This is a genomic window from Aquamicrobium defluvii (genome assembly GCF_004363725.1).
Taxonomy (GTDB): Bacteria; Pseudomonadota; Alphaproteobacteria; order Rhizobiales; family Rhizobiaceae; genus Mesorhizobium; species Mesorhizobium defluvii.
Map to the genome: position 1 here is coordinate 20,642 of NZ_SNZF01000021.1, position 13,585 is coordinate 34,226.

A 13,585-nucleotide genomic window follows, 5' to 3' on the forward strand; every position below is an offset into this window, starting at 1 on the left:
TTAAGCCTGTTTGCGCATCACTTGTTTACCATCCGGCAAAGTGCCGTGATCGCTTTTCGGAGCTCCTGCGCATGGCAACCCTCTCAGGCAACGGGCCTGATCGCAACACGACGCCGGGCCGCCGGATCGATTCCACGATCGATCTCTATGGCCTCGGCCAGACGCTGTGGCGGCGCCGGTGGACGATTCTCGTCTGCCTTGTCGCCTTGCCGGCAATTGCCTGGTTCGCGCTGTCGACGATCGTTCCGCGCTACAGCGCGACCTCCCGCATCCTCATCGATCCGCGCGAGCAGCGCATCGTGCAGAATGAAATCGTCCAGCAGGGCCTCGGTGGCGACATGGCGCTGGTCGACAGCCAGATCGAGGTCATCGCATCCGAGACGGTGCTGGGGCGTGTCGTCCGCGATCTCGATCTGGCCGCCGATCCCGAATTTGCCGGAGACCAGAGCGACCCGCGCCTTGCTTTCGATACGGCGCTGGGGAGCCTCGCGCAGGCCATCGAGGTTTCCCGCCGCGAAAACACCTATGTCATCGAGATCAGCGCCACCGCGCAGGAGGCTGCCAAGTCGGCGCGGCTCGCCAATGCGATCGCGCAGGCCTATGTCGCAGACCAGATCGCGTCCTCGGCCAATTCCGCCCGCGATGTCAGCGCTGCCATCCGCAGCCGCCTTTCCGAATTGCAGGCGCAGCTCAACGAGGCGGAAGAGAAGGTCGAGACCTTCAAGCGCGAGCACAACATATCGCAGACGGAGGGACAGCTTCTTGGCGACCGCAGGCTGACCGATCTCAGCGCGCGCCAGTCCGAGGCGCTGGCCCGCGTCAATGAAACCACCGCCCGGTTGCAGGTTCTCGAAGAAGGGCTGCGCACCCGCGGCTATGTCGGCGCCACGACGGCCGATGCCGGCAGCGCGATGGGGGCCTTGCGCACGCGCCTGGCCGATGCCCGCCAGCGGCTGGCCGATCTGCAGAATGTGCTGGGCCCGCGTCATCCGCGCGTTAGCGCCGCCTTGCAGGAGGTGGCGCAGGCCGAGACCGCGATACGCGAGGAAAGCGAGCGGCTTGTGGCAGCCGCGCGCGACGACAACAGGATCGCCATCGATGCGCTGAACAGCATCAATGCCGCCTTGCAGGCGGCGCGCGAGGATTCCTTCACCACCAACGAGAACCTGATCCGGCTGCGCGAACTGGAGCGCGAGGCGCAGTCGATCCGGCTGGTCTATGAGTCCTTCCTCGTGCGGGCGCAGGAGACGGCCCAGCAGGAAGGCATCACCGCGCGCACGGCGCGCGTCATTGCCGAAGCGGCTGTGCCGGTTGCCCCTTCCTTCCCTCCAAAGATCCCGATGCTGATCGCATCCGTGGTGATGGGCCTTTTCATCGGCATTCTCGCTGCGATCCTGCGCGATTTCTTTACCGGCCTTCTGGGGCGCGGTCCTCAGGCCGCGCCGCTGGTGCCGCACCGGGGGGCCGACACGGTCGTTGACGGCCTGATGCTGGTAACGACACTCGGCAGGCCCGAAATGGCGAGGCGGGGCGCTCTCGACCTTGTGCACGGCTCCATTTCGCGCGGCCGCAGCGCCATATTCGTCGACCTTGCCGCCGATGCGCCGGAAAACGATCCGGGGCTGGCCGAGATCGCGCTGGGCGAGGTGTCGGCCTTCGGTGCGGTGAAGGCGGATCATGACAGCGGCCTGCACAGGCTCAACGCCGGCCGCTCGCCTGCGCAGTCGAGGCTCTCGCGGGACGCCGTGTGCAACGTGCTGGAGGCGGTTGCGGCCGAATATGACGATGTCGTCGTCAACATCGGCGAACTGGAAACCGAGCATGGCCTCGCTGCCCGCATCGCCGCCGAAATGACGCGCAAGGCGGCGCTCGTCGTTCGCGGCGGCAAGGCCGACCCGCAGGAACAGCGCATGGCGCAGGCGCTGTCCAACGACGGAGCGGTGGCCGTCTCGCTCGTCGCGGCCGGACAGGACAACCATTTCGACAAGGTGGCGTGAACTTGGGCAATTCGCCATGCGCTGGCGACGCTTGTTGGTGTCGAGAGCGTTGCTGTCAGGCTACCTCCCGTTCCATAGTTTATGGAAACAATGAAGGCCCATGTCGCATCTGCCAGGCGGGTAACTCTGACGCAATCTCCTTTGCGCCCCAGCGCGGGAAGGGTTACTGACCGCGCTGCCGTGAGCGGTGCATCATACGTGACTTGCTGGTCAGAAGCGACGCTCGGCGCAATGGATGAATTTCCCGGCGCGCTGATGATGGGCACCATAATTAATATGGATCGACATATATTTGTTGGTCCAGAAATTGTCTGCCTGCAACCGAGCGTGAATTTACTGGGAAAGTGTACGCCTCATCGAATCCTCATTCTCCGTCAAGAGCGGCATGGGTATCATACCATCCCGGCAGGCCGGCGTTGGTCAGTCTTCCAAAGTGCCAGAGCAGCCGGTGTACACCGGGGATGCGAAGCAGGACCGATCCGCTGCCCATCAGGCGGTACTTCCGGAAGATGGCGCGATATTCGTCCAGAACCTCTTCGTAGCCGAGCCATGGCTGTCTGATCTCATCTCCGAACGGGCCGGAAGAATCTGCGGGGAATGTGTACGGGAAAGGTTCGCCGTTCACGCGGTGGAACCGCCCCTGCATGCCGGGGATGTATTCCTGCTGGACAGCCTTGAAACGGCTGTAGCCCAGCGCGCGCAACCGGTCGCATTCACCGACCACGTCGCCGAAGTCGTCTTTCGAGGATTCGATCGAGATGTATTTCGGCTTGTCCGGAAAGCTGGCCAGCACCTCCAGCACATGCTGATCGGCGCCCTCGATATCGATCTTCATGTATAAGGGCATGCCGAAGTTGCGGATAACCTCCTCCACATCGATGCGTTGCGCCGTGATCTTCTTCGAGGCGGCGCCGATCTTTTCGTTGCGTTCGACCCAATCCTTGTCGATCGTGCCCCATACCGAGCGTTCATTGATGAAGAATGTCACCGTATCGCCTGCGGAGGCAGGGGCCACGGCGCCTTCCATGATGGTGAGCTTTCCTGTCGCGATCTCGGCGGCGAACCGGGCGCGGCATGCCTGCGCCAGTTCCGGATTTGCTTCGAAGGCGACGACCCGGAAACCCTTCTCCAGATAGAAGGCCGTATCCTCGCCCTTGTGCAGTCCGAAATCGAATACAAGATCACGTTTCAAAAGCCGGTCCCCCCTGCCTTACGGGTTTGTTCGCTTCCAAGCCTTCGACACTCATAGTGGCTTGTCTTTACAAAATTCATACGCGCAGTCGCCTTTTTGCCCCTGTCGTATCAGCTTGTCCTGTTCCTCAGCTTGCCAATGGCAAACGCAGTGAACGCAATGTAAGCAATGAACGAAAAAAGCCAGGCCGTGACACGGGCGATGACGATGCCTTTCGCGCCCTGATCCTGAAGCAGCCATGTGCCGATGATGAACGTCATCGCCCAGCCGCCTGTGATCGAAAGCCCGGTCCACATATGGCCGGAGGAGACGGGAACCTGCCCGAGCGGCAGGGCGCAGGCGATCATGGCCGCGGCAAGGACCACGATCATGAAGATCGGCCAGTCGCGTGACGGGTCGAGCTTGAACAGGAGCAGGAACCAGTCGCCGAACAGCATCATCACGGCAACGAAGCCGATGGCGATGGCAAGGTTGGTGCCGATGCCCATCGCCAGCATGTTGCGCACGCGGCGGCTGTCCTTTTCGCCGAAGCCGGAAGAGAGCATCGGGATAAGCACCTGCACAACGATCTGCGGTGCGAACAAAAGCAGCGTCTCCAGCTGCATGGCGATGAAGTAGAGGCCGACCTGCTCGAGCCCGTCGGGCCTGTTGACGATGATCGTCGTGCAGATCCAGTTCACCGGCTCGTAGAGGAGGCTGGCGAGCAGCGCCGGTATGGCGTAGCGGGTGATCATCGGCCATTGCGACAGCGAGCCGCTGAAGGAGAAGCGGATGCCGCGTGAGCGCAATGCGCGCAGCATCGCGGGTGTGGTGATCATGCAACCTGCAAGATAGGCAAGGCCGAGCGCCGCAAAGCCGCCCGTCAGCCCGTAAAGATGGAGGCCGGCCGGAACCGAGGCGATCATCAGCACGCCCATGATCATGTTGAGGCGCGCGATGGTTCTGAATTCCTGCACGCCGCTCAGTATGGCCGTCTGCACGCTGTTGAGGGCGCTGACGACGATGACCGGCGAAATCACACGCAGATAGAAGGCAAGCTCGGGCTGCTTCAGGATGCGTCCCGCGATCTCGTTCGAGAACAGATATATGGCAAGCGCCAGCGCTATACCCGTGCCGCCGGCAAGCAGCACGGCCATGCCGGCAAGACGCCCGGCAGTTTCCGGCTCGCTGTGGGCGAAGGCGGCGATGTTGCGGGTGGCCATGAGGCTGACGCCGGTGGCCGCCAGCATGCTGGCCGACATCAGCGTCCCGTAGGTGACGGCGAACTTGCCGACGGATTCGATGCCGAACCAGTGCGAGATCAGCACCGTGGTGATCAGCGGCGTCAGCCGCACGGCCACAGTGCCGAGCGTCGACCAGATGAGCCCGAAGCCGAATGTCCGGATATCGGCCGACCGGTTGAGCAGTTTCTTCAGTGGCCGCATGAATCCTCTTGTCCGCCTGTCAGCCGCCCCTCACAGGCCAGTAGCAGCAATTTATGAGGCAGCCGCTAGGCGGCGCTTCGTCGATTGGAAAGCGTAATGGCCCGGCGTTTTCTCACTTGCCGCCTGCGGCATAAGGAACCGGGCTGTATTTGAGCTTTTTCTTGCCGTTCAGGATGCGCAGGAGCGGCTTTTCGATGAGCTTGTGAATCACCAGACTGGCGATGCAGGCAGCCACGATGCTGACAACGGATACAAGCAGCACCGTTGCAGGATGCTCATAGCCGACGATGCGCCTGGCGAGATAGGCGACTGCGCCGATCACAAAGATATGCGACAGGTAAAGCGCGTAGGAGGCGTCGCCGAGCTGCTCGAGAAGGTTCCAGTGCTTGAGTCTGGGCTCCAGAACCAGACCAAGCACAAGCAGGCTGGCTGCCCACATGACCTGTCCGGCGAAGCTGATCTGCCCCATGAACCGCGTGCCGTCATCCACGAATGCAATCGCTGCGCCCGCGCCTGCCATCAGGCAGAGCAGCGCAGTTTTGCTGGTGTCGTATGCGAAGCCATTATCGAGATGGCGCCGGCCTATCCATGTGCCAATAACGAAGGCCAGCGGAGAAGCGCCCAGATAGAATTCGGCAACCGGGTTGGCGGGGGCGGCGATCAGACCTGCCAGCCACATTGCAACGAAAAATGCAGTCAGCACAGACACGCGCGATGTCACGGAGAGGAACGCAAGCGCCGCGAACACGATATAGAAATAGACCTCGTAGTTGAGGGTCCATCCAAGAGAGAGAAGCGGGCTGCCTCCGCCTCCGCCGGGTGCCTCATGAACGATGAAAGCGAGCGACTGGAGGTAATGGGGCCATGTGAAGACGGTCGTCTGGAAGAGGCTGGGCAGGAGGGCAGCCAGAAGCGCCGCCAGGCTTGTGAATATCCAGTAGAGAGGGATGATCCGGATCGCCCTGCGTTTCAGAAATGCTGGAGCGGAAAAAGGTCCGTTCCCTGAAATGTAGACCATTATGAAGCCGCTGATGACGAAGAAGAGGATCACCCCCAGCCGGCCCGCGGTCACGATAACGGGGGCATCCGCGCCTATCTGATAGGAAAAGGCGTGCGCGAACAGAACCAGCAACGCGGCGCAGGCGCGAAGATACTGGACCGAATAGAGTTTCTTCACGTTTTCCCTCCGCCCGGTTGCAGGCTGTTGACGCCGTCCCGAATATCGTTGTCGGTGCTGCGGATGGTATTGAAATGCCAATCCTGCCATTTCAATACACGCAATCCCTTAAATCCAGGCTGCAATTTCATGAAAATTTCTTACAGTTCGCTAAAAGAGCCTTCTGTCGGGGATAGTGACCAGGGGTTGAATCCGCGCCCGGCTGTGAACGCGCCGTCCCGGCGCCGGCCTTCCTGCCCTGCCGGCGAGTTCCATGCGCGGGCCGGCATGCCGGTTTCGCGGCAGAGCCTGACACGCTTCATGGTTTCGAAAGGTCCAAGGTACTAAATCAGACAACCTTTAAGGTGGACGCTCCACAGGCGGAACGGGGATGAGGGCGAAACTGGCACCAGGCGGCAGCTTGCCGGATCATTCGGCATCGGGAGTTGCGCATCCCCAAGGGCGCGGGCTCGTGGACCTGCTCCTTTTCCTCGGCGTTGTGGCGATGTTTTCGCTGTCCGGCTTCGCTCTGGAATTTTTCGGCATACCCTACAATTCGCCCGGCGGCTCGATCGTTACGAAGATCCATCCCGCAACCTATCTGTTTGTCATGGCGCTGGGACTGGCGGTGATCGCCAACCCCAACCCTGTTGCGTACATGTTCGATCTGATGGCGCGTTGCCTCGGGTCCACCTTCCTGCTCGTTGCCTGCATCCTGCTGTGGATATTCATCTCCCGCTTCAAGGGGGACCAGCCGGCCTCGTTTCTGATCGACGCCATCATGGTCGCGGCCATAATTTACATGCTGTTCGCCGATGTCGGGGACCATTCCCGCCTTAATATCGCGCGCACCGTTCACATCCTGATGGTCGTCAATTGCTGCCTGTCGCTGGTCGAGGGGCTGTCCGGCTGGCGCCTTTTTCCCTTCGTCCTGAATGACACGGAACAGGAATGGGAATATCGGGCAACCGCATTGCTGGGGCATCCGCTCGGAGGAGCTCTGGCGACCGGCGTCTACACCATCGTCCTGACGACCGTCAGGGATGTGCGCGGCCTTGGAACCCGCTGGCGGGTGCCGGTCATTCTGCTATGCATGGCGGCCATGCCCTTCATCGGCTCCCGTGTTTCGTTCCTGATAGTTTATGCGACGGTGGCGACGGTCGTGGGGCTGCAATTCCTGATGTTTCTCAGGGGTGACGCAATCAGCACACGGATGCTGGTCGTGGTGTTGCTGCTGTTGCCGCTTGCTTTCCTGGCCTTGTTCACCCTCTATGAGTTGGGTGTCTTCGACAATTTCCTCAATCGTTTCATCAACGACAAGGGGAGTGCGCGAAGCCGGCTTGAACTTTTCAAGCTGTTTGAGGACATCAGCTTGCGCAACCTGCTGCTGGGTTATCGCCTCATCAGCCTTGAAACGCAGACGAGGCTCGGCGGTCTTGTCGAAGGCATCGAGAATTCCTGGGCCGGTCATGCATTGCGCTATGGGGTGGTGATGACGGCCATGCTGTGGTTCGGCATAGCCGGCTGGTTCGTCGACATGCTGCGCGCGGCCGGGCGCGGTGTTATCCTGCCCCTTGCCTATATCTTCCTCATTCTTTCCACCACCGTCGGTATCAGCGGCAAGACCAACATGATGAGCGTTCCCGCCGTCATTATACTGGCGCTTATCGGCAAGGGCAGGCAAGCCGTTTCTTCGGGCCGCGGGACCGCCGGCGTCAACGATGTGCTGTCCCGCATCGGCCGCGGTCCGCCAGTTGCGGGAGCGGGCGGCGTCCGGCTTCCGCCGCAATGTCAATCATGACGTGGTCTCGTTTATCCGCGCTTTCAGGAAAGTTCCCGCCATGAGCCCGCAGATGACCCTCCCTTTTCAGACGATTCCATCCCTGAATGGGATTCGCGCCGTATCGGTGCTGATCGTGATGCTGGCTCATGCCGGTTACGGAGAAATCATTCCGGGCGGCTTCGGCGTCACGGTGTTCTTTTTCCTCAGCGGCTACCTGATCACGAGCCTGCTGCTCAACGAGTATGAGCATACGGGCTCGATCGGCATCGGGAATTTCTACATACGGCGGTTCTTCCGGCTTTTCCCGCCGCTTTTTCTCACATTGGCGATCGCCTATCTTCTGGTTTTCATCAATGTTCTGCCGGGTGGAATCACGCTGTACGGGGTGCTTTCGCAGATTTTCTACTTTGCGAATTACTACGCGATATTTGTTGATTTCGGCGGCAAGATTCCCGACGGGACAGTCATACTGTGGTCTCTCGCCGTCGAGGAGCACTTCTATATATTCTATCCGGTTGTCCTGCTGGCTCTTACGGGCTTCGGCCTGCGCCGCCGGGAGATCGGATATGTCTTTGCATTTGTATGCGTCGCTGTTCTTCTTTGGCGGATATATCTTTCCCACCAGCCCGGCTTCCATCCGGCGCGCACCTATTTCGGCACGGATACGCGCATAGACTCCATCCTCTATGGTGCTCTGCTGGCCCTCTGGAGCAACCCGATGGACGGGCTTGCCGAGCGCGGCCGCATGTCGGTGAGGCAATGGATGCTTGTTGCGGGGGCCCTGTGTCTCGTGGCCTTTACCTTCGTGTATCGAAACGAGAATTTCAGGGAGACGTTCCGCTACTCGCTCCAGGGCGTGGCTCTTTATCCGCTGTTCTATTACGCGGTCCGTTTTCACGACAATGTCGTGTTCCGGCCATTGAACTGGACGTGGATCGGCAGAATTGGCGTCTGGTCCTACTCCATCTACCTTATCCACCTCATCGTCATAAGGCTGGTGGCCACTCAATGGAGCGCCGTATCGGACAAGCCGCTCATCCTGTTTTTCTTCTCTTTCGTCGTCTCTGTTTTCTATGCGGTGTTGATCGACAGGTGGGTCGATCCGTATTTCCGCCGACGCCATAGGTCTCCGGCTTCAGGCGGGCAAGGGAAGGACGCCTCATCGGTTCCCGCGCAGACACCGTCCTGATCGTCCGATCGGCCGCCTGGCAGATCGCGAGAGGCTGCGCCCGCCTGCGGCCGCCTTAAGCCGAACTTAGCATTTCGTGACCATTACTGTGGTCAGGCGCGTCTCCGGCCAGCCGCTCCGGGGCCGTCACGTCATGCAGGCAGTTTGTGATGGTTTTTCCATGAGCGTGATCGATGTTCTGGTCCCCGAAAACGCGGTGCGTCGCATGCACGTCGTCGTGGCCGACCGGTTGCGGGCACTCGGTCACGATGTCGCGCTGGTGGGTGCCGGCGCACAGGACGCGGGATGGCTGGCGCTGGACCGGCTGCTTCGCTTCGAGCGCAAGGCTCTCCGGATTCGCATCAATGGCCTCCTCGACCTGGTGCCAGGGGCACAGCTGTCGCCTGCGCGGAAGGACGTGGCGTTGCGGCTCGATCTGGCTGGCGGCGATGCGGCCGTTGCCTCCCCGGTTCTGAAGCCTGTCTTCTCGGGCTTTTCCTCGCCTGCGGGGGCGGCGTTGCTGCTGCTGCGCGGGCAATTGCCGGATGTCGACATTGTCCTCGACGGTCAGCATTCCGTGGCCCATGGAAAGCCCATGGTCGACAGCCGTCTTTCGCTGCTGCGCGGCATGGACGATGTTTTGGCCGGCATGGTGACGCTGATGGTCGCCGCGGCTCATCGCTATCCAGATGGCGGGGCGCCCGCGCGCCGTGCTGCGGCTGGCGCGCTGGAGCGCCCGACCGGCGGGCAGCTGACTGGCGCCTGGCTGCTGTCAATGGTCCCGCGCCAGATCAAGGGCACGATCCAGCGCCTTGTCTGCCGCGTCCACCGCTGGGACGTGAGCTACCGGTTCCATAAGGGCGCGAGGGTTGTCGATACCGGCCTGCTTGCCGGCGAGCCCTGGATCGCCTTGCCCGACGACGGCAGGCGCTTCTATGCCGATCCGTTTCCCTTCGAATGGGAGGGCAGGCATTTCATCTTCGTGGAGGATTGTCCCTACGATTCCGACAAGGCGGTGATTTCCGTTGCCGAAGTGTTCGCCAACGGAACGGCGACAGTGCCGCGCTGCGTTCTGGATGAACCGCACCATCTGTCCTATCCGCAGGTGTTTGCACATGACGGCGAAATCTGGATGCTGCCGGAAGGCGGTTCGGGGGGCAATCTGATCCTCTACCGCGCGGAATCCTTCCCCGGGCGCTGGGTCCGGCATGCGGTTCTGATCCCGGACCGGGAGCTTTTCGATGCGACCTTGCTGGAACATGAAGGCCGCCTGTGGCTGTTCGCCACCGAACGCTACGGCTATGGCAGCGCCTCCGACACGCTCGTGGTTTTCCATGCGCCCGATCTGCAGGGACCGTGGGTGCCTCATCCCGCCAACCCGGTGACGGTCGACCGGACGTCGGCAAGGCCGGGCGGGCATTTCGTCCGTGTGGGCGATCGTATCGTGCTGCCCTTGCAGGACGGTACGAACGGATATGGCGGCGCGCTCGGCCTGGCCGATCTCGTCGAACTGAACGAGACGACGGTGCGCCTGACAACGCCGGTTCCAATCCTGTCGCCGGAAAAATCGACCTATCCGAAAGTGCATACCCTCACCGCCACAGGGCAGCTTGAGGCGCTCGACTGCATCGTTCCCGTGCGGCGCGGCAAGGGACGCCGGGCCCGATGACGGCACCTCGCCCCTTGCGCGTGCTGTGTATCGTGCCGCGTGGCCTGAAAGGGCGTGGCGGTATCGAGACGCTCTTTTCCCATGTCGATGAGGAACTGCACGCGCATCCCGAGCTCGGTCTGGAAATGGACTTCCTCGCCTCGCGGGGCGATGCGTCGGGGGCAGGATGGGTCCTCCATTTTCCGCTCGCCTTCCTGTCCTATGTCTGGATGGTGGCGACGCAGCGCTACGACATCGTCCATCTGAACGCGGCCACCAATGCATCGGCGTGGCGCAAATGGATGATGCAGGGCGTCGCGCGCCTGTTCGGCGTGGCAACGGTCGTGCATTTCCACGGCTCTGCGTTCCCGAAACCGGGTGAGAGGCAGCCGGGCTGGGTGCCCGTGCTGAGGCGCGTTCTGGAGCGGGCCTCGGCCATCATCGTTCTGGGCGATTACTGGCGCGGGTTTGTCGCCGGCTTCTACGCCATGCCGGCCGGGCGCTTCGATGTCGTCGCCAACGGGGTTGCCGATTTCGCGCCCGACGCGCCCCGGCCGCGCGAAGATGGTACGCCGGTGCGCCTGCTGTTCGCCGGCAATCTGACCGATGCGAAAGGGGCCGCTGCATTGCTGCAGGCGCTCGCCCTTTTGCCGGACGACCTGCCCGGCTGGCGCATGACATTCGCGGGTACAGGCGATGTGGCCGGCTTTCGCGAGCGCGCCGAAACGCTCGGCCTTTCGGGACGCGTGGAGTTCACCGGCTGGATCGCGCGCGACGCCATCCTGCCGCTGTACCGACAGGCCGACATCGTCGTGCTGCCCTCGCGCAACGAGGTGTTGCCGGTCTGTCTGCTGGAAGGCGCCTGCGCGGGCGCGGCGCTTGTTGCAACACCTGTTGGCTCCGTGCCGGACGTGCTGCGCGAGGGCGAGAACGGCCTGTTCATCGGGCCCGATGACCCGGAGGGGATTGCGCGGGCGCTGGGCAGGGTGATCGGCGACAAGGCCCTTCTGGAAACCTTCCGCGCCGCCTCACGCCGGATTTACAAGGGTCATTTCGGGCTCGAATCGATGGTCGGCGGGCTGGCGAAAGTCTACCGCAAGGCGCTTGCCGTCAGGCAGTGAGCTTTCGCTGCATTGCCACGCAGGTGGGCGGACGTTGCAGCTCCGAATCGGCCGTGTGATGGCGAGGCATCCTGCCGGCAGGCATGAAGCCTTGCCTGATCGCGTTGGCGATCAGGGATCGTTACGGAAGCGATTCGGGTTTTGGTGATGCCAATGCTCCATCAACAATCCGGATCGTCCTTTGTGCGTCCGGGTGGACGCACGGCGATCTAGCCCGTCGCCGGGCGGAAAATGCGGAAGAACTGCTCAAGATTGGCAAGCGCCCACAGCAGCTTTTCGTGGTTGTGCCTGCCGCCCAGATGCTCGCTCATCAGCCGGTCGATCTCGCCGGCGTTGCAGACCTGCCTGACCGTTGCATCGCCCGATTGCAGGAGGTCGCGCGTCTGGTCGGCCATGCCGGTCCTGAACCATTGCTCCACCGGCACCCGGAAGCCGACTTTCCTTCGCTTTACGATGGCCTCCGGCAGCATGCGGGCGGCCAGCGTGCGCAGCACGCGCTTTCCCTTCGGCGCGCCGGTCAGGAAGGCGTCCGGGAAGCGGGCGACGAGTTCGGCAAGTCCCACATCCATGAACGGCATGCGCCCCTCGATGGAGCCGGCCATCATCATGCGGTCGCCGCGTTCCAGCAGGTTGTCGGGCAGCCACGAGGTCTGGTCGAAATGCAGCATGCGCTTCAGGGCGCTGGCGGCTCCGTCAGCCGCGAAGGGCAGGGGGTCGAGTTCGCGTGAAGCGGGCGTGCCCGCATAGAGCGCCTCGGCCAGTTCGGCATCGCCGCCACCGAACCAGGCGGCCATGCGGGCCTGATGGCCGCGAATGCCGGCGACCCCCGCAACGGTCTTCACGCGGCGCAGCGCATAGGGCAGGGCGCGCGCGCCGGGAGCGATGACGGTGTCGTGCAGGACGCCCGGCACCAGCCGCTGGTAGAGCGCAACCCACGGTTCGGCGCGGTGCTTGGGATAACCGCCCAGCAGCTCGTCGGCGCCTTCCCCGGTCAGCACCATCTTGACACTGCGGCTGGCCATTTTCGACAGCAGCAGCACCGGCAGGTCGGAGGGCTCGGCCACCGGCGCGCCGCGCCGCAGCACCGCCTCCTCCCAAACGGAGGTGAACTCGTTCATGCCCACGGCAAGCTCATGGTGGTCGGTGCCGAAGGCATCGGCGACCTGCTTCGCATAGGGCAGCTCGGAGGAGCCGGGCACGTCGAACCCGACCGAGAAGGTCGAGACCGGCTTGTCCATGTGCCGGCTCATCAGGGCCACGATCATCGAGGAATCGAGCCCGCCCGACAGATAGGCGCCAAACGGCGCGTCGGAGCGCAGCCGCAATTGCACCGCCGCGTCGAGCCGGTCCGAGAACAGGCGCAGCGCCTCGTCGAAATCGTCGATGTCGGGTGTGGTTCGCGAGAACGGCGTCGTGAAATAGCGGGTCTGGGAAACCGTGTCGCCGTCCAGCGCCAAGAAGGTGCCGGGCGGCACCTTGGCGATGCCCCTGAAGAAGGTCGCCGGTCCCGGCACGTAGCGGTAGCTCAGATATTCCCGCAGCGAATCCTGGTCCAGCCGGTCGTCGACACCCGGAAATTTGCGCAGCGGCTCGATTTCCGAAGCGAAGACATGCGCGCCTTCCGCCCTTGCGACGAACAGCGGCTTCTTGCCGAACGGATCGCGCGCCGCGATCAGGCGGCCGGTCCGGTTGTCCCACAAAAGGAAGGCGAACATGCCGTTGAAGCGGGGGAGGCAATCCTCTCCCCAGGCCCGCCACGCCTCGATCAGCACTTCGGTATCGCCCTGCGTGGCGAAGCGGTGGCCGCGTTCCGCAAGCTCGGCGCGCAGCTCGATATAGTTATAGATCTCGCCATTGTAGACGATGGTGTAGCGGCCATCGTGCGCGTGCATCGGCTGCGGGCTGCCCTCGATGTCGAGGATCGACAGGCGGCGGTGACCAAGCCCGACCTGCCATTCGCCATCCGGGCTGCGCGCGGCAAAGGTGCCGCGCCCGTCCGGCCCGCGATGGGCCAGAAGATCCGTGGCTGCGTCCAGTTCGGCATCGAGCGACAGGCGCGCCCTGGCATGAAATCCGAAGATGCCGCACATGAGCCG

The 13,585-nt window shown here is 62.7% G+C and carries 10 protein-coding genes; 5 read left to right on the top strand and 5 right to left on the bottom strand.

Features of this window, described 5'->3' with window-relative positions:
• The first annotated feature begins 71 nt into the window (after positions 1-71).
• Complete coding sequence (locus tag DES43_RS15370) at positions 72-1,997, top strand: GumC family protein (protein ID WP_035024987.1); 1,926 nt, start codon at positions 72-74, stop codon at positions 1,995-1,997.
• A gap of 364 nt (positions 1,998-2,361) precedes the next feature.
• Here the strand turns inward: DES43_RS15370 and DES43_RS15375 are convergent, their stop codons facing one another.
• The 4 genes from DES43_RS15375 to DES43_RS23195 all read right to left on the bottom strand — a co-directional run bounded on the left by DES43_RS15375 (position 2,362) and on the right by DES43_RS23195 (position 5,921).
• The gene (locus tag DES43_RS15375) at positions 2,362-3,189 is read right to left on the bottom strand and encodes an FkbM family methyltransferase (protein ID WP_051520464.1); all 828 of its coding nucleotides are present in this window, start codon (positions 3,187-3,189) and stop codon (positions 2,362-2,364) included.
• 110 nt (positions 3,190-3,299) lie between these two features.
• A complete protein-coding gene (locus DES43_RS15380; RefSeq protein WP_035024985.1) occupies positions 3,300-4,613 on the bottom strand; it encodes an oligosaccharide flippase family protein in 1,314 nt (437 codons plus the stop codon).
• 112 nt (positions 4,614-4,725) lie between these two features.
• On the bottom strand, positions 4,726-5,790 hold the full coding sequence (locus DES43_RS15385) for an acyltransferase family protein (RefSeq protein ID WP_035024983.1): 1,065 nt from the start codon (positions 5,788-5,790) through the stop codon (positions 4,726-4,728).
• Entirely contained in the window at positions 5,787-5,921 is a 135-nt protein-coding gene (locus DES43_RS23195) for a hypothetical protein (RefSeq protein ID WP_280940155.1), read from the bottom strand. The genes DES43_RS15385 and DES43_RS23195 overlap by 4 nt, the downstream gene beginning before the upstream one ends.
• A gap of 320 nt (positions 5,922-6,241) precedes the next feature.
• Between DES43_RS23195 and DES43_RS15390 the strand changes: the two genes are divergently transcribed.
• The 4 genes from DES43_RS15390 to DES43_RS15405 all read left to right on the top strand — a co-directional run bounded on the left by DES43_RS15390 (position 6,242) and on the right by DES43_RS15405 (position 11,489).
• Positions 6,242-7,570 carry a VpsF family polysaccharide biosynthesis protein gene (locus DES43_RS15390; protein ID WP_133675782.1) on the top strand — a complete coding sequence of 443 codons (1,329 nt, stop codon included), beginning with the start codon at positions 6,242-6,244 and terminating at the stop codon, positions 7,568-7,570.
• 40 nt (positions 7,571-7,610) lie between these two features.
• Positions 7,611-8,741, top strand: coding sequence for an acyltransferase family protein (locus DES43_RS15395; protein WP_051520463.1), 1,131 nt, complete (start codon positions 7,611-7,613; stop codon positions 8,739-8,741).
• A 160-nt stretch (positions 8,742-8,901) separates the two neighbouring features.
• Positions 8,902-10,389: a glucosamine inositolphosphorylceramide transferase family protein gene (locus DES43_RS15400; protein ID WP_035024981.1), complete on the top strand. Its 1,488-nt coding sequence runs from the start codon at positions 8,902-8,904 to the stop codon at positions 10,387-10,389.
• Entirely contained in the window at positions 10,386-11,489 is a 1,104-nt protein-coding gene (locus DES43_RS15405) for a glycosyltransferase family 4 protein (RefSeq protein ID WP_084496427.1), read from the top strand. The genes DES43_RS15400 and DES43_RS15405 overlap by 4 nt, the downstream gene beginning before the upstream one ends.
• Positions 11,490-11,698: 209 nt before the next feature.
• On the opposite strand, the gene asnB is transcribed toward DES43_RS15405, so the two are convergent.
• On the bottom strand, positions 11,699-13,579 hold the full coding sequence (gene asnB / locus DES43_RS15410) for an asparagine synthase (glutamine-hydrolyzing) (protein ID WP_035024980.1): 1,881 nt from the start codon (positions 13,577-13,579) through the stop codon (positions 11,699-11,701).
• Positions 13,580-13,585 lie beyond the last annotated feature (6 nt).

Bases quoted from the DNA above. Each gene is read 5' to 3' on its own strand.
- asnB (WP_035024980.1), bottom strand. From the start codon at position 13,579: ATGTGCGGCATCTTCGGATTTCATGCCAGGGCGCGCCTGTCGCTCGAT.
- DES43_RS15400 (WP_035024981.1), top strand. From the start codon at position 8,902: ATGAGCGTGATCGATGTTCTGGTCCCCGAAAACGCGGTGCGTCGCATG.
- DES43_RS23195 (WP_280940155.1), bottom strand. From the start codon at position 5,921: ATGAAATTGCAGCCTGGATTTAAGGGATTGCGTGTATTGAAATGGCAG.
- DES43_RS15395 (WP_051520463.1), top strand. From the start codon at position 7,611: ATGAGCCCGCAGATGACCCTCCCTTTTCAGACGATTCCATCCCTGAAT.
- DES43_RS15370 (WP_035024987.1), top strand. From the start codon at position 72: ATGGCAACCCTCTCAGGCAACGGGCCTGATCGCAACACGACGCCGGGC.
- DES43_RS15380 (WP_035024985.1), bottom strand. From the start codon at position 4,613: ATGCGGCCACTGAAGAAACTGCTCAACCGGTCGGCCGATATCCGGACA.
- DES43_RS15405 (WP_084496427.1), top strand. From the start codon at position 10,386: ATGACGGCACCTCGCCCCTTGCGCGTGCTGTGTATCGTGCCGCGTGGC.